Raw genomic sequence first — 22397 nt, 5'->3', positions numbered from 1 at the left:
AGCAGGCGGATCAAGCTTACTCCAGTCGGGATCTGAATTCCTTTGGCGACAGGCCCTCCCATTTTTTGAATACCCTGCTGAAATATTTTTCATCCTGATACCCGACTTGCCGGGCCGCCTCGGCGATTTTGACATGCGGGTTGAGCAGCAGCATCTTGGCTTTATCAATCCGAACCCGGTTCAAGTAATCAATGACATTTTCCTTCAGCTCCATCTTGAATTTACGGGAAATGTACTCCCGGTTTAAATGAAACTGCGCGGAGATATCCTGCAGCGTAATATTTTTCTGGTAATTGGCCTGGATATACTTGGCAATATCATGCATCGTATGCCCGCTTTGCGCTTTCATGATCAGGAACGTTTCCAGCAGCGCGTGCAAATGGTTGGAAACCCGCTCCTGGAACAACACCAGCGAGAACGTTCCCTCGTCGTCAATCGGAATCGAGCGGAATTGAATCGATTCCGGCGGCAGCTCCGGTCCGGACTCGCCTTCCTGGAAAAACGCTTCGGTCCAGCGGACCATTAACACGTTGAATTCATTCTGCCACAATTCCAACTGCTGCAAGGAGATCGTCTCCATTCGGTTCAGCTCGTTGAACCATTCCTGCAGCGCGCCGGCCAGCTGCCCGCTTCTTCCGCTCTTTAACGCCAGGCTGATTTTTTCCTCAAATTCGCCGAAACGCAGCGTTCCAAGCCGCATCTCCGCTTCTCTGCGAAATGTATGGAGCCTTGTCCGGCGGTCCAGCAAATTGCGCTGAAGAAGTGCCTTCCGCGCCTGTGAATACGCTTCCTGGAGGCCGTCAGGAAACGGCAGCGCCAGCCCGATGCCGATGTCGAAGCACGTCTGCAGACGGCGGGCGATTTCCCGGCTTATGCCGGAGACGACCGCTTCGGTTTGCTCCAGACTTTCCCACAGCAGCATGCCAATCTCATGTTTGCTGTTCAAATTCCGGAAGGCGGTACCCATTCGGGCGGCATGCAGCGTATCGTTGCAGATGCCGATTAACGCAAATACAAGCGCGCCTTTATCTGAGCCGTACCGTTCGCGAATGTTGCGTTCCATGAATTCGAACCGTAGCACGGCGGCACGGCAAGCGCTTGCACGGCGAAGCGCCGGATATAGCTCCGGGAGCGCTGCAACGTCGCCCGCATACCCTCCCGGCTCCACCATCAGATTGGACAGCAGCTTGTCGCGACGCAGATCTTTAAGCGCCTCAGCCTCCTGGCTGTACGTATGGTCTTGACGACGTTTACGTTCTTCTTCCCGCCAGGCGTCAACCGCCCTCTGCATAGCCTCCTGCAATTGACTTGGAACAATCGGTTTCAGCAAATAATCCGTACCGCCATACTTCATCGTCTGCCGCACATATTCGAAATCGCTATATCCGCTGATCACTATTTTTTTGCACGTCGGCGCGTGAGAATCCATCCATTCCATCAGTTCAAGCCCGTTTCGAAGCGGCATCATAATATCCGTAAGTACGACCTGCGGCTGCTCCGCCATAATAAGGCGAACCGCTTCCGCGCCGTTATCCGCCTCCAGAATGTCGTCTACCTGCAAAGCATTCCAATCGGCCAACATGCGAATCGTGCTGCGCACATGCGTTTCATCGTCTACAATAAGCACTTTCATGATAGTCCCCCCTCGCCCGTTTCTTGTAAAGGTATGGTCAGTCGCACTTTAAAACCGTGCGGTTCGATTCCCGATAGCTCCATCATGCTTTGGTCGCCGTAATACAACCTGAGGCGTTCCAGCACGTTGATCAGTCCAATGCTGTCCCCCCATCGTTCTTCACCCGGGTCCACACGGAACAAATGCTTGCGCAGCTCGTCCAAACGCGCATCCGCTACACCGATCCCGTTGTCTTCCACCCACAAGATCAGCGAATTCTCCTCCAGCCGAGCTCCCACCTTCAACGTGCCGCCCCCTTCGGTTTGACCGTCGAACCCATGCTTGAAATAGTTCTCGACAAGGGGCTGCACAATCATTTTCGGTACGGATATGTTGAACGTCTCCTTGGGGATATCAAAGCAGACCTGAAGTTTGTCTTCGAATCTTTGCATCTGCAATGCGCAGTAATATTTGACGTGCTCCAGTTCCCTGGACAACGGTACGACCGTTTCTTGCGTGTTCATGCTGTAATGCATCATCTGCCCCAGCGAAGAAACCAGCATATACACCTTAGGCGCATTGCTTTCCAGAGCGGAATGGCCGATCGACTGCAAAGCGTTGTTGATAAAATGCGGGTTGATCTGCGCCTGCAGCATGTTTAACTGATTCGTTTTATTAGCCAGGTTCAGCCGATATTCCCGCAAATACAAATCGTTGATCGTATCCATCATCGTCTGAAACCGTCTGGCCACGATCCCAATCTCGTCCGAACGTTCGATCGGCATCGTAGCGTCCAGCTGCCCTGCCTGAATTTTGCTAATATGAGAGATCAACTGCTTGAGCGGTTTGGTCAGCTGCAAAGATACGATCAGGGTCGCGGCTATGGCGACCAGCAGAAAGCACGTTGCCACGATCATATTAATCCATGTCAAATCGCGCGCGTATTTGTACAGCCGAAAGTCGGGGATGCGCTTCACAATCGTCCAATGCAAATAAGGAGTCTTGATCTTGCTGTATACCATAATTCCGGAAAACTCGGATTGGTTCCATTCGAGGTACCCGGAGTCGCCTTCGCTGCCGACAATCCGCTTCATCCAGTCCACCTGAGGCATGTTCCCGATTTCCGCGGTATCCGCCGCATAAACGACTTTTCCCGAATCGTCCAGAATATACAAATCGTGTTGGTCCGCATCAAACAACTGCGAACACAATTTGCTTAGCGCATCAAGCCGAATGTCGATGGATAATAACCCGAGCCGTTCATTGCTGGGCACACGGAATATCGGGCGATGGATCGTAAATACCAGCTCCGGGGTAACCGGCAGCGACTGGGCGATGCCATAATTGTGGCTTAAATGGGTTGATTCCGTGTATAACGTATACGGTTTCATATTTTCCGGCAGATCGGGCTGGTAGCGGACGGCCCCCTGATTGAAATTGTTTTGGTGGAGCAAGTAAGCGCGCTGCGTTTCATTCACGCTTAAGTACACTTGGTAAATATCACTGACAGAGCGGGACACGATTTGCATGATCGTAAAAAGGTAGGAATCGTTCTGATAATCGGTGAACCCGCTTGTCAGCAGACTGTCCAATGAAACCGTCGAATAAATGGATAACGAGGAATTGGAAACAAGTCCCAAGTAATTCAGCACATTGGTTCTCGTTTCGTTGATCAGCCGCGTATTTTGCTCTATTGCCTGCTGCTTGAGGGAGTTTTTCGTATAGCTGTATGAGACTACAATGGAAAACACAATGGGCACAATCGTCGACGCCAGCAGTAACACGACCAGCTTGCGCCTGATGCTGTTTCGAAAATATCGCACTACAGCCACCTCTTTCGCTTCTCATGCTGTCTTCAATTTACTATTTACTATATCACAAATGGGCCAAAGTCAAGAAGCCAACAAGAATCTTATTACTTTATAACGTTAATGTAAAATATACCAAGAAATCTCCCGCGAAAGTGCGGATTGGAGAGATGAACGGCCCAGACTTTTTTACATATATTTACATTTATAGTGGACGAAAAAGAAATGCACATAAAAAAACCCCTCCCACGGCGAAGTTGATGTTACCCGTAGAGGGGATTATTTTCAAATAATAATGAGTTAAATATCTTTTGCCATATGCGGTTTGCTATAATGGCTAGTTCCTCTGGAGCCGACGAGGATTCTTCCTCCCTTGTCTCTCTCCAAAATTGGTAAAGCACGGCTAAATTCATTTTTATAGAATAACTCCGCGTCCTTCGTCCAATGATACTTGTCATAACTCAGTCTAACGTTACGCTCAGATTAAAAAGTGGCGCCATTTAAATCCGCGCATCCGTGCGGGGTGCGACGGCTTGCATAATCGTTACTCCATCCAGTCCGCAATTTCAATCCACGCACCCGTGCAGGGTGCGACCATGGTGCGGCGGCATATACGGAGCTGGCGAGGAAATTTCAATCCACGCACCCGTGCAGGGTGCGACGACAAAAGAGCATGGGAGATCGTCAGCATCTGTATTTCAATCCACGCACCCGTGCAGGGTGCGACGTTAGCTGCGTCTACAAATAAGGCGTCTATCGTATTTCAATCCACGCACCCGTGCAGGGTGCGACTCGCAATTAAAAGAGTTGTTTGATATACGCTTTATTTCAATCCACGCACCCGTGCAGGGTGCGACGTGGATCGTGGCCGACATCCCCGCGGGCAGCACATTGATTTCAATCCACGCACCCGTGCAGGGTGCGACCATCTGCGGTATGACCAGTACCGGGAGTCGGCAGCATTTCAATCCACGCACCCGTGCAGGGTGCGACGTCAGCACCGGTGACGAATGTTCCATTCTCATAATTTCAATCCACGCACCCGTGCAGGGTGCGACGGCCGCTCTTCTTCTGGAAAACGCGGCATCCAAGATTTCAATCCACGCACCCGTGCAGGGTGCGACCTTGCGTGGTGTGACCCAGTTCGTCACGTCTATATCATTTCAATCCACGCACCCGTGCAGGGTGCGACAAAGACTTCTGAGCAAGGCCGCTTACCATGAGTCATTTCAATCCACGCACCCGTGCAGGGTGCGACCACGAACGGATGTTTGTGTTAATATAAGGGCAACGATTTCAATCCACGCACCCGTGCAGGGTGCGACTTGGTAGCGGAGGCGCGAACACGGCGGCGATGCAAATTTCAATCCACGCACCCGTGCAGGGTGCGACCTGACTGACCGGGTATCGTCGATCGGTATTTTAGCATTTCAATCCACGCACCCGTGCAGGGTGCGACTCCGATTTTCAAGGAATATTAACCCTGAAAAAGGTTTATTTGGTTTAATCATACACCCAATCTACTGAATAAGCCATAAGATATAGAAGCATCGTTATAATCCGATAGCACCATTCGATTTCGCACAGGTGCGAATCCCCCGGGAAATTCATGTTCGCTTCACATTCGCACCACGATCTAGCGGCTGAGTCAGCAGCATTACAAGTCCCATTCGCTTTCGCGTCCAGCTTCGCGGCGCATGTATTTTCCACAATGAAAAGCAGGAAAAATCCTCCACGATACTGCGGCATTCCCGCGGCCAAACCATAAACATTACAATCCTCTTCCGCGTTAAAGTAAATGAATGTTCCAATAGAAGGGGCTGACTTTGAGTAACCATTCAAGAAAATTCTTCCATCCACTACGCTCAGTGAAACATATTCATAAAATGTTTTTGCTTATTGATTGCCCCTCCTCTTCGGAATATAATTAAAACAATCTTTCAAATGAGGTGAAATGGATGTCTTTCCGTATCGTTCGAGATATTTAGTCTTCGGGCTGGAAAAAACGCGTACCAGCCGCTAAGGGGGCAGTCTGCCCTTTTGGTTTCATGAAGCTAAGAACATCGAATGATATCGGTCTGCTTCTCATCCTCATTGGAAGGTGGAATAACATTGAATCCATTAGAATATAAAGAGTTTTATAATAAAGTCGGAAAAGTAAACGGTTGGGATTTCAGCAATGTGAAATGCGTTTCTGAAGGGACCAAATGGGATTTGTATCGTGAAGTAACGAGCGTTTGCAAGAAATCGGATATATTGCTTGACATTGGCACTGGCGGCGGGGAAGCGATTTTATCGATCGCTGATTCTGCACTACTCCTGATTGGGATTGACCAGTCCACGGGAATGATTGAAACTGCAACTAAAAATTGGGCTATATCAGGCTTACCTAATGTACGCTTTCTAAAGATGAATGCTGAGAATTTGGATTTTCCTGATAACTTTTTTAATGTTGTCTCGTGCAGAAATTCGGAATTCTATGCTAAAGAAGTCGCAAAAGTATTAATGAAGGATGGTTCATTCCTCACTCAGCAAGTAAGCGAAAACGATAAATCGAATATAAAAGAAGCGTTTGGAAGAGGACAGGCTTTTGGAACAAAGGCAGGTACATTAAAGCATCAATATATGACTGAACTAAGCGAAGCGGGCTTTAGCGACATTCGGTCATTTGAGTTTAATGTTATCGAATATTACCAAACAGCTGAAGATCTGATTTTTTTACTAAAACACACTCCCATTATTCCCGACTTTGGACGGACTGAGATCGATTTCCAGATACTCCGACAATTTATTAAGGAGAATCAAACGGAAAAAGGGATTAGAACCAACTCGGAACGCTTTATCATCATGGCCAAACTATAGATAATGTAATACCAGATGCAAACAGGATACTCGTTAATCGGGTATCCTTCTTTTTTAGATAGTGTTAACCAAGTACAACCCACTAACCGTTGATCGTTCAATGCAGAGGTTTTTCTTTGTATTCATCCACCCAATATTCGTAATAGGGATTTGTCCACTTAGTACCATCATAATACTCCACTTCTTTTACACATGAAATTACCGTTTTAATCCCATGAGATTCATCGAGTCTCCAGCCTTTGTCTTCTCCAAAAGTCGCTTTGGAAACAATATTAACATTTTCAGCATTACCAACATACTCAAAGGGGGCATCCGTAAAACTGAATTGCGATTTAATCTTAATTGGTAACCCGTTTGTATCATAACCTAAAAATGAAACCTTCATGTTCTTTACTGTCTTATCGGAATTGTTACGGACAATGACTTGAAGTATATCAGGATACAATGCTTTATATCTGCTATCTTGAACAATAATACCTGCTTTTTCAACAACCACTTCTTGACTCGCTTTCGTTTCTTCCATTTTCTTCTTTCGTTCCATTGCTTTCTTTTCTTCATTCAATTTTTCATAACTGGCTTTTTTGGCGGAAATATCCGAATCATTGGGCAAGAGAACCAATGTATCACTTAAAATGCCGATTGCTTTTTCATAATCAGTATTGCTGGATAACTGCTCAGCTTCTTGTAAGGAGGCGGCTTTATATTCAACCTGAATTTCGAAAGTACGATCGTCTAAAAATATAAAAAGGGCTCCAAATCTTTGGTAGAATGGTGTTTGCGAAGACAACATCACCCAAAGAGAGGAGCACCCTTTAGATGAAGTCTACCACAGACGTCAGCAAAATCAAGAGTGAATTTTCGCTACAAAACGCCACGAGTTTCGGAGGCGTCAAAATCTTCCTGGCCTATCTTGAAAAAATCAAGCTCGCCGAGGCCATGCAGGACCTCTCCGGTGGTAAAGCGCACAACGCCATTTTCCCTGTTCATCGCATCCTGCTCTATCTCATCATTGGTTGGACGCTCGGTTGCGAGCGAATGTTTCATTTCCGCAAACTGCAGCACGATGCGCTGCTCCGTCGCTTTCTTGGCGGTCGCCTACCGCATCATAGCTTGCTGTATAAGGAGCTTGGGAGACTTGGCCGGTCGTGTCCATCACTGCCGGATGAACTGCGGAAGCTGAATCAAGGGATCATCGCACCTTGCTTGCCCCATGGCCTTATTCTCGATCTGGATTCCACGGTGGAAACGGTCTACGGCGATCAAGCCGGCGCGGCCAAGGGCACGAATCCGCACAAGCCCGGACGAAAAAGTTACCATCCACTGCTGGCCTTTGAAGGAAAATCCCGCTTGAATCTGAATGCCGTCCTGCGGCCAGGTAACACGCACTCTTCTACGAACGCCGCTGACTTTCTAAAACAAACTTTCGATCTGCTCGGCGAACGCAAAGTGAAGTATGCCCGATTTGACAAGGGCTTCGGCGGCGAAGACTTCTACCGACTTTGGGAAAGCAACAACATTGGCTATGTCGGCAAACTCAAGTGGACAAAGCGTCTGGCTAAAGAAGTTCGGGCCTGCCGCTATTGGACTCGCTATGTCGACGAAGAGTGGATCATCGAAGGCATTACCCTAATCTACAAAGCGACGTCTTGGACAAAGTCTCGGTGTATAGCGATTATTCGCAAAACCCAGGTGTTCGAACACGGCCAAGGGCGCATTGTGTTCGATGAGGACTGGCAGTATGAAGCCCTTGTAACCAATCTGGAATGGGCACCGATTGATTTGTGGCGCTTCTACAACCAGCGCTGCTGTATGGAAAACTACATTAAGGAAGCGAAGAACGGCTTTTCCATGGACCGCATCGCCACCAGCGAATTTGAAGCCAACACGCTCGACCTCCTGATTAAGCTGCTGTCCTACAACTTGTTCGAACGCTTCAAAAGCGATTGCTGCGAACCGGTACATCAGCGCTATACGATTGCCAGATTCCGCTTGGAGTTTTTTCATTGCGCAGCAACGCTCGTTCGGCACAGTCGATCAGTTGTGCTCAAGCTGATCAAGGATTTTGGCAACCAACACGCTTGGAAGCGTATCGAAGCTAAAGTGGTTCAATTAGAATGACACTTCCCAACATTTCACATGGAAAACGAAAGTGCCTCTTCACTGGGGAGGGGGCACTTATCCTCATGTGGCTAAGTCGTTCAAATCCCGCTGGCACTATCTCCATTTTTTTACTTTCAGTGAACCGCTCATCGAAATTTTCCGCCGCATTCTTATGCGCTTTCGAAATTCAGGTTCAAGTGTATTGGTAGAGATCAATTCTTGCGCCTTGGCATAATTCTCATCGTCTGTAACTACTTTTTTCAGCTCGCTTATTCCATCTTTTAGATTTTTATTAGCAATGAATTCCTGACCTTTTTTAAAAGAAGTTCTTGAATCATTAAGTTTATTGATATTATTCACTGCCGCTTCTACGTCCGCTTTAAGCAATTCTAATTTTTTGATGGTGTCTAATGCAGTGGTAGCTTTCTGATAATCGATTTTATTGGTCTTGAAATCCTGATTGATTGTATTCAATTCCTCTTGGATAAAGCTTTCTGCTTCCTTTTCCTTTTCCGAATTCCCCTTGATTTTTTGATTATAGACGGTAATAGCATCCGAATATTGATTCGCTAAAACTGCATTTTTGAATTTAGCAGAAGGAGTATTCAGTAGTAGCAAGGTCACCCCTATTACAATGAGAACGCCCATACCAACACTGCTGAGAATAACGAATTTCTTCCTCTTTACCGGACTTGTAGCTTTATGAGTTAAAATTTTCGTTCCGCACTTGCTGCAAAATACAATATCATCTCCGAGCACTTCATTTCCGCATTTCTTACACGTCTTCAAACTAATACCTCCTACTACTCCAAATATTACATTTTTTTCTTATTTTAATCTAAAGTAGGACTATACGACCAGTAAAATATTAACAAATATAATCCAAAAGTCACTGTTTTGTTTAAAGTGATATTGAAATATTCCCCATTTCGATGCAGCATATCCGGGAAGCAGTTCCATTAACCATTTGAGATCGTCGTGCCGGGAAATTTGGCGAAAATACTCGTCTATGGCTTTAATAGTGTGGAATTCATAAGGAGCCGCCAAAAATTAATACGATAACCTTGGCTATGGTAACGTATGCTTGTGAGCCTTCGACCTGACACAATTTCCGCTTGCACACTGCTCGCAGCCCCCTCTTGCCCCAAAATGACAAAAACCGCACGGTTGTTAGCCCCGCGCGGCTCGAAAACAATAAAAAGGTTATCCGTTATTCTATGAAGATTGGAGCTGGGTATGGAAATCGCTCAGTTCAGTCGAATAGAGCGGTCCTTACATGGTGAGGATGGACAACAAATTCGAAACGTCCGGGTCAAACGGGATATCGCGGTAGAACAGATGATGCCTGTCATTCGTAAATTAAACCATCTGCGTTATGACCGAAATAACGAACAAGAGCACCAGTCCTTCTCTTCAGGAATGCCTAGTGTCCGATAAAGTTGATCGTAAGGATAAGTTAAAGGGTCGAAATGAAGGGAATGTCTACATACTGCCCTTTCAGCCAGAACTTGGGATGCGACTACACTAGTTCCGGTATCCCCAATAACTCTAGCGCTATTTCAATCCACGCACCCGTGCGGGGTGCGACAGTATTTAGCTGCCCGCGCTGCGGGACAATCCAAATTTCAATCCACGCACCCGTGCGGGGTGCGACCCGTCCGGGTATCATAGCGGTAGCGGATATGTCATTTCAATCCACGCACCCGTGCGGGGTGCGACATGAACGTGGACGGCTCCGGCACGACGAACAGCAGATTTCAATCCACGCACCCGTGCGGGGTGCGACAGATGTATATGATCCTGAATTTCGAAAGCGCATAAGAATGCGGTGGCGATCATCCAGGAGCGGATCAACAACTGTGAATAAGTGGGAGTGGGACCAGCGAAATTTTGAAACCAATATCCACATGGGGATAACTCCCCCCTCCCCAGAAAAGGGGCATTGTTGTTTTCCATGTGAAATGTTGGAAGCCGTCACTCCAATTGAACCACTTTGGCTTCGATTCGTTTCCATGCATGACGACCGTCGAAATCCTTGATCAGCTTGAGCACGACCGCGCGACTATGCCGAACAAGCGTCGCCGCGCAATGAAAGAACTCCAGTCGGAATCTTGCAATCGTATAACCCTGATGCATCGGTTCGCAACAATCGCGCTTAAAGCGTTCGAACAAATTGTAGGCCAGCAACTTGATCAGCAGATCGACTTCATTCGCTTCAAAATCACTGGTCGCGATCCGGTCCATGGAAAAACCGTCTTTCGCCTCTTTGATGTAATTTTCCATGCAGCAACGCTGGTTGTAAAAGCGCCATAGGTCAATTGGTTCCCACTCCAGGTTGGTTACAATCGCTTCATACTGCCAGTCCTCGTCGAATACGATGCGGCCTTGACCGTCTTCGCAGACTTGCGTCTTACGAATGACCGCTACGCGACGGGGCTTTTTCCAGGACGTAGCTTTGTAAATCAAAGTGATGCCCTCGATGATCCAGTCCTCGTCGACATAGCGCGTCCAGTAGCGACAAGCCGCCACGTCGCTTGCGAGGCGTTTGGTCCATTTCATTTTGCCGACGTAACCGATCTTGCGGCCTTCCCACAGTTGGTAGAAATCCTCGCCGCCAAAGCCTTTGTCGAACCGGGCGTACGCCACTTGGCGCTCGCCGAGCAGTGCGAAGGTTTGCTGCAAAAAGTCGATTGCGTCGGTTGAAGAATGCGTGTTGCCGGGGCGAAGCCTCGCATTCAGATTCAAGTGGGTTTGCCCTTCAAAAGCCAGCAACGGATGGTAGCTGTTTCGTCCGGGCTTATGCGGATTGGTGCCTTTGGCCGCGCCGGCCTGCTCCCCGTATACCGTCTCCACCGAGGAGTCCAGATCAAGGATTGGCTTGGACGGCAAGCAGAGATGAATGATTTCCATATTCAGCTTGCGCAGTTCCGTCGGGAGCTGCGGGCAGGATCTGCCCAGACGCGCGAGCTCCTTGTACAGCAAACTGTGATGCGGCAGACGGCCTCCCAGAAAACGACAAAGCAACACATCGTGCTGTAACTTGCGGAAATGAAAAATACGCCCGCAGCCCAGCATCCAGCCAACCATTAGATAGAGCAGGATGCGATGAACAGGAAAAATGGCGTTGTGCGCTTTGCCGCCGGAAAGGCGCTGCATGGCCTCGGCGAGCTTGATTTTTTCGAGATAGGCCAAAAAGATTTTGACGCCGCCGAAACTCGTGGCGTTCTGCAGCGAAAATTCGCTCTTGATTTTGCTGACCGGTGTGGTAGACTTCACCTAAAAGGTGCTCCTCTCTTTGGGTGATGTTGTCCTGGACAAACACCATTCTACCAAAGATTTGGAGCCCTTTTTATGTTTTTAATGCGCAGTACTTTCGAAATTCAGGATGATATTTCCCGTGTTCTTCTCGTAATTTCAATCCACGCACCCGTGCGGGGTGCGACAGCCACAGCTTCAACACCACTTGGTACTGCTGGTGATTTCAATCCACGCACCCGTGCGGGGTGCGACGAAATTGCATCCAGATAGCTACGGCGTTCAGGAATGATTTCAATCCACGCACCCGTGCGGGGTGCGACGTAACGGTGTAGTCAGTATCCGGCTCTAGTCCGATTTCAATCCACGCACCCGTGCGGGGTGCGACCTTAAGACGGGTGACTTGATTGATGATTGCGAGATTTCAATCCACGCACCCGTGCGGGGTGCGACGACCGATCACCCGCGAAGATGCGGCGGTCGTTGTATTTCAATCCACGCACCCGTGCGGGGTGCGACTGAATACCTGTGCCAGGAGAGTAAACGGTACGGATTTCAATCCACGCACCCGTGCGGGGTGCGACCTTTTGTATTCTTAAGAGAAAAACATCAACCTATAATTTCAATCCACGCACCCGTGCGGGGTGCGACTCAATGTCCATTCAGAGTGGACACGTGTTTTGTCATTTCAATCCACGCACCCGTGCGGGGTGCGACGCCAAGGGCTTGATCGATTTCGAAAGCGGAGGTAAATTTCAATCCACGCACCCGTGCGGGGTGCGACATTTTACATTTTACATTCGTTTACAAGTCAAGTAATTTCAATCCACGCACCCGTGCGGGGTGCGACGGATGGCTCCTTTATGTTGCCGCCGAAAACGTCAATTTCAATCCACGCACCCGTGCGGGGTGCGACACCATGGACGACAACTTGAGCCTGGATGAGCAGACATTTCAATCCACGCACCCGTGCGGGGTGCGACGACATCAACAAGCTTGTTCCGAAGATGCCAGCAAATTTCAATCCACGCACCCGTGCGGGGTGCGACGGGGTTCCCCCGGGCTGGCATAATTTTTGGTATTGGATTTCAATCCACGCACCCGTGCGGGGTGCGACACGGATGCAAGGACTACATCTTTGAGTCGGAAGGGAAATTTCAATCCACGCACCCGTGCGGGGTGCGACATGCCGTGTGTTAATTGCAACAAGAATGAGTTGTTTATTTCAATCCACGCACCCGTGCGGGGTGCGACGATCCGAATATTAACATCTTGGCCGTAAAGGATTGATTTCAATCCACGCACCCGTGCGGGGTGCGACGCTAATTGGGTTTATCAGGAGTTACCTACTATGCTGATTTCAATCCACGCACCCGTGCGGGGTGCGACCTTAGGTACATTCTTGACTTTCGCCAACGGATTCAGATTTCAATCCACGCACCCGTGCGGGGTGCGACCGGCAAATTCTCCAAAGTTCATATCGATTTCTTCATTTCAATCCACGCACCCGTGCGGGGTGCGACGTCGGTAGTCCTTGGGGGGTGGAGTCTCCCAAGATTTCAATCCACGCACCCGTGCGGGGTGCGACCTCATCATCGTAACGAAGCTGGAGCATGTCGAGATTTCAATCCACGCACCCGTGCGGGGTGCGACGATAACCCTGCGAGCTTGATTTTCCGAGCTAAATCGATTTCAATCCACGCACCCGTGCGGGGTGCGACTGAATGCTGCTGAATATTAAAGGACTTGGGGTGATATTTCAATCCACGCACCCGTGCGGGGTGCGACGGGATGTATATCAGGCGTTGGGACTGGCTCCACAATTTCAATCCACGCACCCGTGCGGGGTGCGACCTATCGCTCAAGAAATGTGGAAAGTTGCGCAGGATCGATTTCAATCCACGCACCCGTGCGGGGTGCGACGTGTACTGCTCATCCCAAAACCCTCCCTATAAATGATTTCAATCCACGCACCCGTGCGGGGTGCGACAAGAGGTGGAGCAGTTTCGTGAGCAATACAAGACTATTTCAATCCACGCACCCGTGCGGGGTGCGACGACGATGCTTACACTGACAATTTGGATGACGCCATTATTTCAATCCACGCACCCGTGCGGGGTGCGACATGCGATTATCCATCATCTCTGGCAGATGGGTGACATTTCAATCCACGCACCCGTGCGGGGTGCGACCAGCAGGACCCTATTGGTACCATGCAATATTTTATCATTTCAATCCACGCACCCGTGCGGGGTGCGACTCCGATTTTCAAGGAATAATAGCCCTGAAAAAGGTTTATTTGCTCTAATAATACACCCAATCTATTGAATAAGCCATAAGATATAAAAGCAGCGCTATAATCCGATAACATCATTCGATTTCGCACAGGTGCGAATCTCCCGGGAAATTCATGTTCGCTTCACATTCGCACCAACCTTTTTCCCATTTCAAAGCTATCGACAAGCCAGCCGCTTGCCATAACTCACTCTAACGTTACGTTCACATCGATGGACTCCAGCCAATCTACAACGCGTATCCGATTCCGCTCTTCAACAAAACGGTAATATCGCTCGATCTCGTTACTATCGGAAGCTAGCGCATCTTTGAACCGTCGGAATACCTTCTTGCCGCCGTTCAGTATATTTATCAAGGTTGTTCGTAATCGAGTATCCATAACCGTTTCTGCAAAATCAACCATGTCCGCGTACCCTTCACGAGATTCCCGCTGCGGTATCTGAAAATAAATTTCATTGAGCCCTTCGTCGATGATCTCGCTTAATTCTTCGTCTTCTTCATCCAAGTCAAATGCCCGTAATGTGACAACATCGCCTGTTTCAATATTGAGGAAGACCTCAAAGTCATCGCCATAGATATCATAAGCATCTACAAGCTCCTTAAACTGCTGTTTGGTCAATTGTAGCTCTTTCATAGGCTCCCCTTTATCATTCATTCCGTGGGATTTTCCGTTTTTATCCATTTCATATTCTTCCCACGTTATTCCATAGGGAAAACCACCAGCCGTATATCCCGCAATAAAATAAAAATTTTCATCTTGTTCAAGCGCCTCTGAGCTAATTTGGTCTTTACGCTTCTTTTTCTTCTTGCCGCTCATGCTTCCTCACCCTACTTCCACTGTAACCGGGCATGAAGATCGTCCAGATTATCGCGGAATCTCCAACCGACCCCGCGCATGTTCGAGACAATCGCTTCAAATCGCTGCTCGTATGCATTGAACCATTCGTCCGTTTCTTGGGCCCTTATTATAAATTCTAACCGTAATTTGCAAAATAAAGCAACGCAGGTGCAGGACCCGCGTTGCTTTATTTTCAAGCTATACAATTCAATTAGCATTTCCCTGTTCAGGTTCCCATCTTTCCCAACCGTTAGACAACGGTGAGTAATGATGGGACAGCGTTGCTTCCGCGATGTCGGACGCTGCCCAATAATCTTGGGGCACATCAGGCCATTTCGACGTATCCGCGTTCTGTGGCTTGCGTCCCAAATATCTATTAATGGTCGTTACCGCTTCAGCCCGTGTCACCGATGCATCCGGTTTAAAGGTTCCATCTTCGTAACCTTGCATGAGTCCAGAGCGGGTTACCCGATCGATGGCATCTTCCGCCCAATGTTGGCCGGTATCCGTGTAAACGATACCCTTTGCGGTAAGAGGTGGATTTAGTTTGGTTAAGATTTGGGCGAACTCTGCACGGGTTAGTGCCTCGTCAGGATTGAACCGATTTCCCGATGTTCCGTTCATGATGCCAAGCTGGCGAACATAGGCAATTTCTTTGTTGGCCCAATGCTTGTCGGTCACATCGGAGTAAGGTACGATGTCTGCTGACACTTCTCCTTGCGGCAATATTCGTGTGATAATGGCGGCTATCTCGGCCCGGGTTATCGACAGCTCGGGTTTAAACTGCTTATCAGGATATCCTTCCAAGTAAGGTGTGTGAAGTCTTGTTTCTACGACTGCTGTGTCTGCACCGAAATCTACGCGTACGATGGATTGACCAACATGTATGATGCCGTCGCGAACGTAACTCGTATCACCATGAAGCTCGTTCCGTTTGTCGTTGCGACTATCGTACGTTACATAGCCGTCTTTCTCGGCAGTGAAATAATAATCACCATCCGCATATACCATCCAACCGTATTGACCGCCATCCTTCGTTATCTGCGGGTTGTTGTTCTGGTTTGGCAACATATCAGGCAGCAGCGGCAAATCAACGACCGTGCCCGGCGTTCTTCCTTTGCTTCTATTCAATTCGGTATCCGCCCAGTACAAGACCGTACGCATACCGTCAATCGGCTTGCCGGTCATCGAATCCGATGCGATACCGAAAGGGTCGATCAGATCGGACTTCATGCTGGCGTTTCCGTTTGCGTCAACGGTGATCGTAACGGTATTTCCGACAAGCTTCTGACCATCGGGCGCAACGGTGTTTAACACGGCTTTGTACTCACCAGGCGCAACTGGGGTCATCGTGATTTTGCCATCTTGATCGAATGTAATGCTGGAACCGGAAATTGTCTTGCCGTCGGCAGTCAACAGTTCGCCTTCAAGCTTGATGGAAGAACCGAGCTTGCTATTCAGTTGAATGAGTGAGTTGTTATCTACATCATTGATATGCAGGTCTACCGGAACGCTAGAAACGCTGCTAGACGTAGTCCCTCGCGATGAACGCACAACCTTTTTTGTGATTTCATTTTCAGTCAATGTAATCTGCTTGAAGCTTACGATCTTATTATCCGAGTCCAATTCATATACACCGACGTACTTGTTCGTCGTTGCATCCACTCCGCTAATATCCGCCCCCGATGTGAACGGATTCGTGACGCCCGTTCCTGTTGGCGCCGCGTCACCGACGTTCGGCGTAGAGATCGGGCTGCTAGAGACGTAGATCATGTACGTGTTGCCATCGGTAGGCGAACTCACCGTCACCTTGGTCGTGCCAAATGTGCTGCCGGGACCTGCTACCGTATCCAATACCGGCGCTGTAACCGGAGTATCCGCTTGTTTGATTTCATTTCCAGTTAATGTGATCTGCTTGAAGCTTACGATCTTATTATCTGAGTCCAATTCATACACACCGACGTACTTGTTCGTCGTTGCATCCACTCCGCTAATATCCGACCCCGATGTGAACGGATTCGTGACGCCCGTTCCTGTTGGCGCCGCGTCACCGACGTTTGGCGTGGCGATCGAGCTGCTTGAGACGAGAATCATGTACGTGTTGCCATCGGCAGGCGAACCTATCGTCACCTTGGTCGTACCAACTGCGCTGCCGGGACCTGCCACCGTATCTAATACAGGCGCTGTAACCGGAGTATCCGCTTGTTTGATTTCACTTTCAGTCAATGTGATCTGCTTGAAGCTTACGATCTTTTGGGCTGAGTCCAATTCATACACGCCGACGTATTTATTCATCGTTGCATCCACTCCGCCTACATCCGATCCCGATATGAACGGATTTGTGACGCCCGTTCCTGTTGGCGCTGCGTCCCCAACGTTCGGTGTGGCGATCGAACTGTTAGAGACGAGAATCATGTACGTGTTGCCATCGGCAGGCGAACCTATCGTCACCTTGGTCGTACCAACTGCGCTGCCGGGACCAGCTACCGTATCCAATACAGGCGCTGTAGCCGGAGTATCCTCTTGTTTGATTTCATTTTCAGTCAATGTGATCTGCTTGAAGCTTACGATCTTATCGTCTGAGTCCACTTCGTACACGCCGACGTACTTGTTCGTCGTTGCATCCACTCCGCTAATATCCGACCCCGATGTGAACGGATTCGTGACGCCCGTTCCTGTTGGCGCCGCGTCACCGACGTTTGGCGTGGCGATCGAGCTGCTTGAGACGCGGATCATGTACGTGTTGCCGCCGGTAGGCGAATTTATCGTCAACTTGGTCGTGCCGACTTCGCTGCCGGGACTTGCTACAACGTCTAATACCGGTGCTGTAACCGGAGAATCCGCTTGTTTGATTTCATTTTCAGTCAATGTGATCTGCTTAAAGCTTACGATCTTTTGGTTCGAGTCCAGCTCATACACACCGACGTACTTGTTTGTCGTTGTATCCACTCCACTAATATCCGACCCCGATGTGAACGGATTCGTGACGCCTGTCCCTGTCGGCGCTGCGTCTCCAACATTCGGCGTGGCGATCGAGTTGTTTGAGACGCGGATCATGTACGTGCTGCCATCGGTAGGCGAACCAACCGTCACCTTGGTCGTACCAACTGCGCTGCCGGGACCTGCTACCGTATCCAATACCGGCGCTGCAACCGGAGCTTGTTTGATTTCATTTTCAGTCAATGTGATCTGCTTAAAGCTTACGATCTTTTGGTCTGAGTCCAATTCATACACGCCGACGTACTTGTTCGTCGTTGCGTCCACTCCGCTAATATCCGAGCCCGATGTGAACGGATTCGTGACGCCTGTCCCTGTCGGCGCTGCGTCCCCAACGTTCGGTGTGGCGATCGAGTTGTTTGAGACGCGGATCATGTACGTGTTGCCGCCGGTAGGCGAGTTTATCGTCACTTTGGTCGTGCCGACTTCGCTGCCGGGGCTTGCTACCGTATCCAATACCGGTGCGGCCACTGGAGCTTGTTTGATTTCATTTTCAGTCAATGTGATCAGTTTGAAGCTTACGATCTTATTGTTCGAATCCAGCTCATACACACCGACGTACTTGTTCGTCGTTGCATCCACTCCGCTAATATCCGAGCCCGATGTGAACGGATTCGTGACGCCTGTCCCTGTCGGCGCTGCGTCTCCAACGTTCGGCGTGGCAATGCTGGCAGACGATACTTTCACGGCCCAATGGTTACCCGTTCCCAGTGGGGATGTTACCGTTACCGTCGTCGTACCCGTAGCCGTACCCGGCAAGGAAGTTACATTCAGCACCGCTGGAGTCTGAGGACGAATAACAGGAGGATAAGAGGTAATGTAAGTACCGTCAGCAGCAAAAACCTTCACCTTCTGTCCCGACGAATCCGTCACATATATCTTTCCGCCCTGATCAACCGTCGTAGCTACTGGAAACCTGAAAGCATTGTCGGCAGTTCCCGACGTACCAGGTGTCCCTAGCATCCGTAGCAGCGTACCGTCGCTGCTGTATATTTTCACCGTATAATCCGTCCTGTCCGTCACATACAGATTATCCGTATCATCAATTGTCATTCGACTCGGACCCCCAACCTCGATATCAAGAGTGCCAATCTCGCGGTCAGCATTACTATTCAAAATATCGATTTTGTAGTTATCCTCAGGATAAAATTTGGCTACAGTAACATACAAGCTTCCATCGCTCCCGATATCCATTCCGGTCGAGCGATACTTACTAGCATTAATAAGGCTACCAATATACCTGACTTCGGCTGTTCCGTTAGCGGGGTTGAAAATAAAAATATTATAATTTTGAGAAATCACATAAACCTTCTCATTTCCGATCTTAATGTCTTCCAAACCGCCATCATCAATCGGGAATGTCCAAGTTTTCAGATACGAGCCCGTTCCATCAAAAATTTGGATTCTCTTATTGTAGGCATCCAAGACATAAATTTGCTTCTGCCCTTCAGAGTCCTTCCCGACAGCAACGCCCATTGGATGATTAAGATACGAATTGGTGTCTCCGAGTGTTCCCGGCGTCCCGAGCGTCCTAATCAGGTTTCCGCTCGAATCCAGCACAAATACAGCGTGTTTTCCTGTATCGGTAACATACAAGACTCCGTCTTCATCGACGGTTGCGCCATAAGGGCTACCGAAGGAGTATGCTGTATCCTCTGCCTGCGCGGCTTGCGGGAACCACCCCGTACCGACAAAAAACGACACAATCAGAGCCATCATTAATAATCGATTCAATCGTTTAGCGTTCAATTGTACATGTTTCCTTTCTTTAATGCGGTATTTTCGTTTCTCTTCAATCTAATCTCCCCTACCACCATACCTGATAGCACCTTAAAGAAACCTTAAAAATCGACAATGTTCTCCCAAGATAAATAGGTCCCCACCGTAGCCGATGGAGACCTGTTGAATAGTTACATGATATTGGCAGTTGTTAACCCGACGAGAACCGATGCGAGTCGTTACCTTCGTCCCTCGCCCGGATCATTAGCGCTATCGTAATCTCCTTACGATCGACGCGCAGCACTCATGAGTGGAGGTGATGCTCATGCAACTTTTGTTGGCAGAAGCGACCCTGCTTGGCAAGTTCTTACTGGCACTGATCACATATCTGAAAAAACGAAAATAACCCGCCCAGGTTGACGGCCTGCGGGTTATTTGTTGGTCTTTGACTGGAGATTCCCACACAAAACGTTGTGCAGGGAGCCGATGGTCATCCGATTCAACCCCGGCCGACGTGGTTCCGGTTGGCTGATTTCAATCTACGTACCCGTGCAGGGTGCGACACAGTTTTTTCATACTGCTGTTCTCGTCGCATAAGTATTTCAATCCACGCACCCGTGCGGGGTGCGACGATTCGCCGGCACTTCGGCAAAAAAATCAGCGAGATTTCAATCCACGCACCCGTGCGGGGTGCGACCTGGCATCAGCGCTTCCAGATAGGTCAATCCTAAATTTCAATCCACGCACCCGTGCGGGGTGCGACTGAATTGGTTGCAGGTATGCAGATTTGTTGGACAGTAATTTCAATCCACGCACCCGTGCGGGGTGCGACCGTCACGGCCGTTAAGCCGATAGGAGCCATCGGAATTTCAATCCACGCACCCGTGCGGGGTGCGACGTTATAGAGTCACGGCTATCGATAAATCGGGTAATATTTCAATCCACGCACCCGTGCGGGGTGCGACCGCGGGCGTCTCAGACTCGGGCCAGTTAGGTATCGGGATTTCAATCCACGCACCCGTGCGGGGTGCGACCGTTCGCTGTACCGGGCCGGCGTCCCGTTAAGATTTCAATCCACACACCCGTGCGGGGTGCGACCCGCCGCCAGCATGGATTATCATGTTATGCAGCCATTTCAATCCACGCACCCGTGCGGGGTGCGACGTGACTGAGTGTAGTACCGGCCGTCATGATCATATTTCAATCCACGCACCCGTGCGGGGTGCGACAAAGCCGTTTTCAGATCCACGGTGGAATGATACGGATTTCAATCCACGCACCCGTGCGGGGTGCGACCTGGATGGTCGAGCGGCTGATCGGAACCGAAAAATTTCAATCCACGCACCCGTGCGGGGTGCGACTCTATAACTGACATGTTTGCAAAGATTCGCATTATTTCAATCCACGCACCCGTGCGGGGTGCGACGAGCTTCTCGCTCGAAAGGAAGCATTGATAAAGAGGATTTCAATCCACGCACCCGTGCGGGGTGCGACTGAGCTTGAAACGAAGATGCTATGAAAGGAGGTGAATTTCAATCCACGCACCCGTGCGGGGTGCGACTGGAATACTTTAATGGATCGGAGTGGATCGTTATGATTTCAATCCACGCACCCGTGCGGGGTGCGACGACTATCACCGTAAATTAACGATCATCGCCGTAATTTCAATCCACGCACCCGTGCAGGGTGCGACGCCGCCTTCGCGATATTTATCATCGCTAGATTGCTATTTCAATCCACGCACCCGTGCAGGGTGCGACGGATGCTTCAACCCTCCCGTACCGGGAAGGATTTCAATCCACGCACCCGTGCAGGGTGCGACTACGATGCTTGAGACGATTTTACCGCGCCTCGTAATTTCAATCCACGCACCCGTGCAGGGTGCGACTCCGATTTTCAAGGAATATTAACCCTGAAAAAGGGTTTATTTGGTTTAATCATACACCCAATCTACTGAATAAGCCATAAGATATAGGAGCATCGCTATAATCCGATAACACGATTCGATTTCGCACAGGTGCGAATCCCCCGGGAAATTCATGTTCGCTTCACATTCGCACCACAATCTAGCAGCCTTCTCTATCTGTTTTACTTGATACGACGATCAGCAGCTCATTATCGAGCCTCAGCCCTTTTCCATCCCTTTCATGTCCAGCTTTGCTCGTGAATCACCCTCCTACATAAAAAGCACCGCGGCATCCCGCATTGAGCACGCAGTGCTGTCTTCAACCTTTTTCCAATATCGAAGCTTATAAACAATCCGCTTGCCATAACTCACTCTAACGTTACTTTCACATCGATGGACTCCAGCCAATCTACAACGCGAATGCGATTCCGCTCCTCGACAAAACGGTAATACCGCTCAATCTCATTACTATCGGAAGCCAGCGCATCTTTGAACCGTCGGAATATCCTCTTGCCGCCGTTCAGTACATCCATCAAGGTTGTCCGTAATCGGGCATCCGTAACCGTTTTTGCAAAATCAACCATATCCTCAAACCCTTCACGAGATTCCCGCTGCGGTATCTGAAAATAAATGTCATCGAACCCTTCGTCGATGATCTCGCTTAATTCTTCGTCTTCCTCATCCCGGTCAAATGCCCGTAAAGTGACAACTTCGCCTGTTTCAATATTGAGAAAGGCCTCCATGCTATCGCCATAGATATCATAAGCATCTACAAGCTCCTGAAACTGCTGTTTGGTCAATTTTAGTTCTTTCATAGGTCCTCCTTTATCATTCATTCCGCAGGAATTTCCATTTTGCCCCATTTCATATTCTTCCCACGTTAGTCCGTAGGGAAAACCGCCCGCCGTATATCCCGCAATAAAATAAAAATTTTCGTCTTGTTCAAGCACTTCAGTGCTAATCCGGTCTTTGCGCTTCTTTTTCTTCTTCACGCTCATGCATCCT

The 22397-nt window shown here is 49.2% G+C and carries 10 protein-coding genes and 3 CRISPR repeat arrays; of the genes, 2 read left to right on the top strand and 8 right to left on the bottom strand.

Translation table 11 applies throughout. The annotated features are described in order from the left end of the window. Window positions 1-16: 16 nt before the first annotated feature. Complete coding sequence (locus SK3146_RS23540) at window positions 17-1633, bottom strand: response regulator (protein ID WP_249861051.1); 1617 nt, start codon at window positions 1631-1633, stop codon at window positions 17-19. Continuing rightward, window positions 1630-3435: a sensor histidine kinase gene (locus SK3146_RS23535; RefSeq protein ID WP_249861050.1), complete on the bottom strand. Its 1806-nt coding sequence runs from the start codon at window positions 3433-3435 to the stop codon at window positions 1630-1632. Before SK3146_RS23535 ends, SK3146_RS23540 begins: the two co-directional genes overlap by 4 nt. Window positions 3436-3918: 483 nt before the next feature. Then, window positions 3919-4879: direct repeats of the CRISPR family, unit length 32 nt; unit sequence ATTTCAATCCACGCACCCGTGCAGGGTGCGAC. A gap of 653 nt (window positions 4880-5532) precedes the next feature. Here SK3146_RS23535 and SK3146_RS23530 point away from each other — a divergent pair. After that, window positions 5533-6282 carry a class I SAM-dependent methyltransferase gene (locus tag SK3146_RS23530; protein WP_249861049.1) on the top strand — a complete coding sequence of 250 codons (750 nt, stop codon included), beginning with the start codon at window positions 5533-5535 and terminating at the stop codon, window positions 6280-6282. Between the two features lie 97 nt (window positions 6283-6379). On the opposite strand, the gene SK3146_RS23525 is transcribed toward SK3146_RS23530, so the two are convergent. Next, entirely contained in the window at window positions 6380-7072 is a 693-nt protein-coding gene (locus SK3146_RS23525; protein ID WP_249861048.1) for a DUF5780 domain-containing protein, read from the bottom strand. Between the two features lie 26 nt (window positions 7073-7098). Between SK3146_RS23525 and SK3146_RS23520 the strand changes: the two genes are divergently transcribed. Then, complete coding sequence (locus SK3146_RS23520) at window positions 7099-8400, top strand: IS1380 family transposase (protein WP_249860363.1); 1302 nt, start codon at window positions 7099-7101, stop codon at window positions 8398-8400. Window positions 8401-8496: 96 nt separating this feature from the next. On the opposite strand, the gene SK3146_RS23515 is transcribed toward SK3146_RS23520, so the two are convergent. From SK3146_RS23515 to SK3146_RS23495, 5 genes are all read right to left on the bottom strand, one after another. Then, complete coding sequence (locus tag SK3146_RS23515) at window positions 8497-9171, bottom strand: zinc ribbon domain-containing protein (RefSeq protein WP_249861047.1); 675 nt, start codon at window positions 9169-9171, stop codon at window positions 8497-8499. Between the two features lie 1185 nt (window positions 9172-10356). Then, a complete protein-coding gene (locus tag SK3146_RS23510) occupies window positions 10357-11658 on the bottom strand; it encodes an IS1380 family transposase (RefSeq protein ID WP_024982794.1) in 1302 nt (433 codons plus the stop codon). A gap of 135 nt (window positions 11659-11793) precedes the next feature. Then, a CRISPR array of direct repeats spans window positions 11794-13897; the repeat unit is 32 nt; unit sequence ATTTCAATCCACGCACCCGTGCGGGGTGCGAC. Window positions 13898-14119: 222 nt separating this feature from the next. Next, window positions 14120-14749, bottom strand: coding sequence for a UPF0158 family protein (locus SK3146_RS23505; protein ID WP_249861046.1), 630 nt, complete (start codon window positions 14747-14749; stop codon window positions 14120-14122). 228 nt (window positions 14750-14977) lie between these two features. After that, window positions 14978-19501: an S-layer homology domain-containing protein gene (locus SK3146_RS23500; RefSeq protein ID WP_249861045.1), complete on the bottom strand. Its 4524-nt coding sequence runs from the start codon at window positions 19499-19501 to the stop codon at window positions 14978-14980. A gap of 516 nt (window positions 19502-20017) precedes the next feature. Next, window positions 20018-21374: a CRISPR direct-repeat array (repeat unit 32 nt; unit sequence ATTTCAATCCACGCACCCGTGCGGGGTGCGAC). Window positions 21375-21760: 386 nt separating this feature from the next. Further along, on the bottom strand, window positions 21761-22390 hold the full coding sequence (locus tag SK3146_RS23495) for a UPF0158 family protein (protein WP_249861044.1): 630 nt from the start codon (window positions 22388-22390) through the stop codon (window positions 21761-21763). Between the last annotated feature and the right edge of the window lie 7 nt (window positions 22391-22397).

The organism is Paenibacillus konkukensis, from assembly GCF_023523925.1.
GTDB lineage: Bacteria > Bacillota > Bacilli > Paenibacillales > NBRC-103111 > Paenibacillus_S > Paenibacillus_S doosanensis.
The sequence above is the reverse complement of the archived record's forward strand: the minus strand, read 5'-3'. Positions and strand labels throughout refer to the sequence as shown.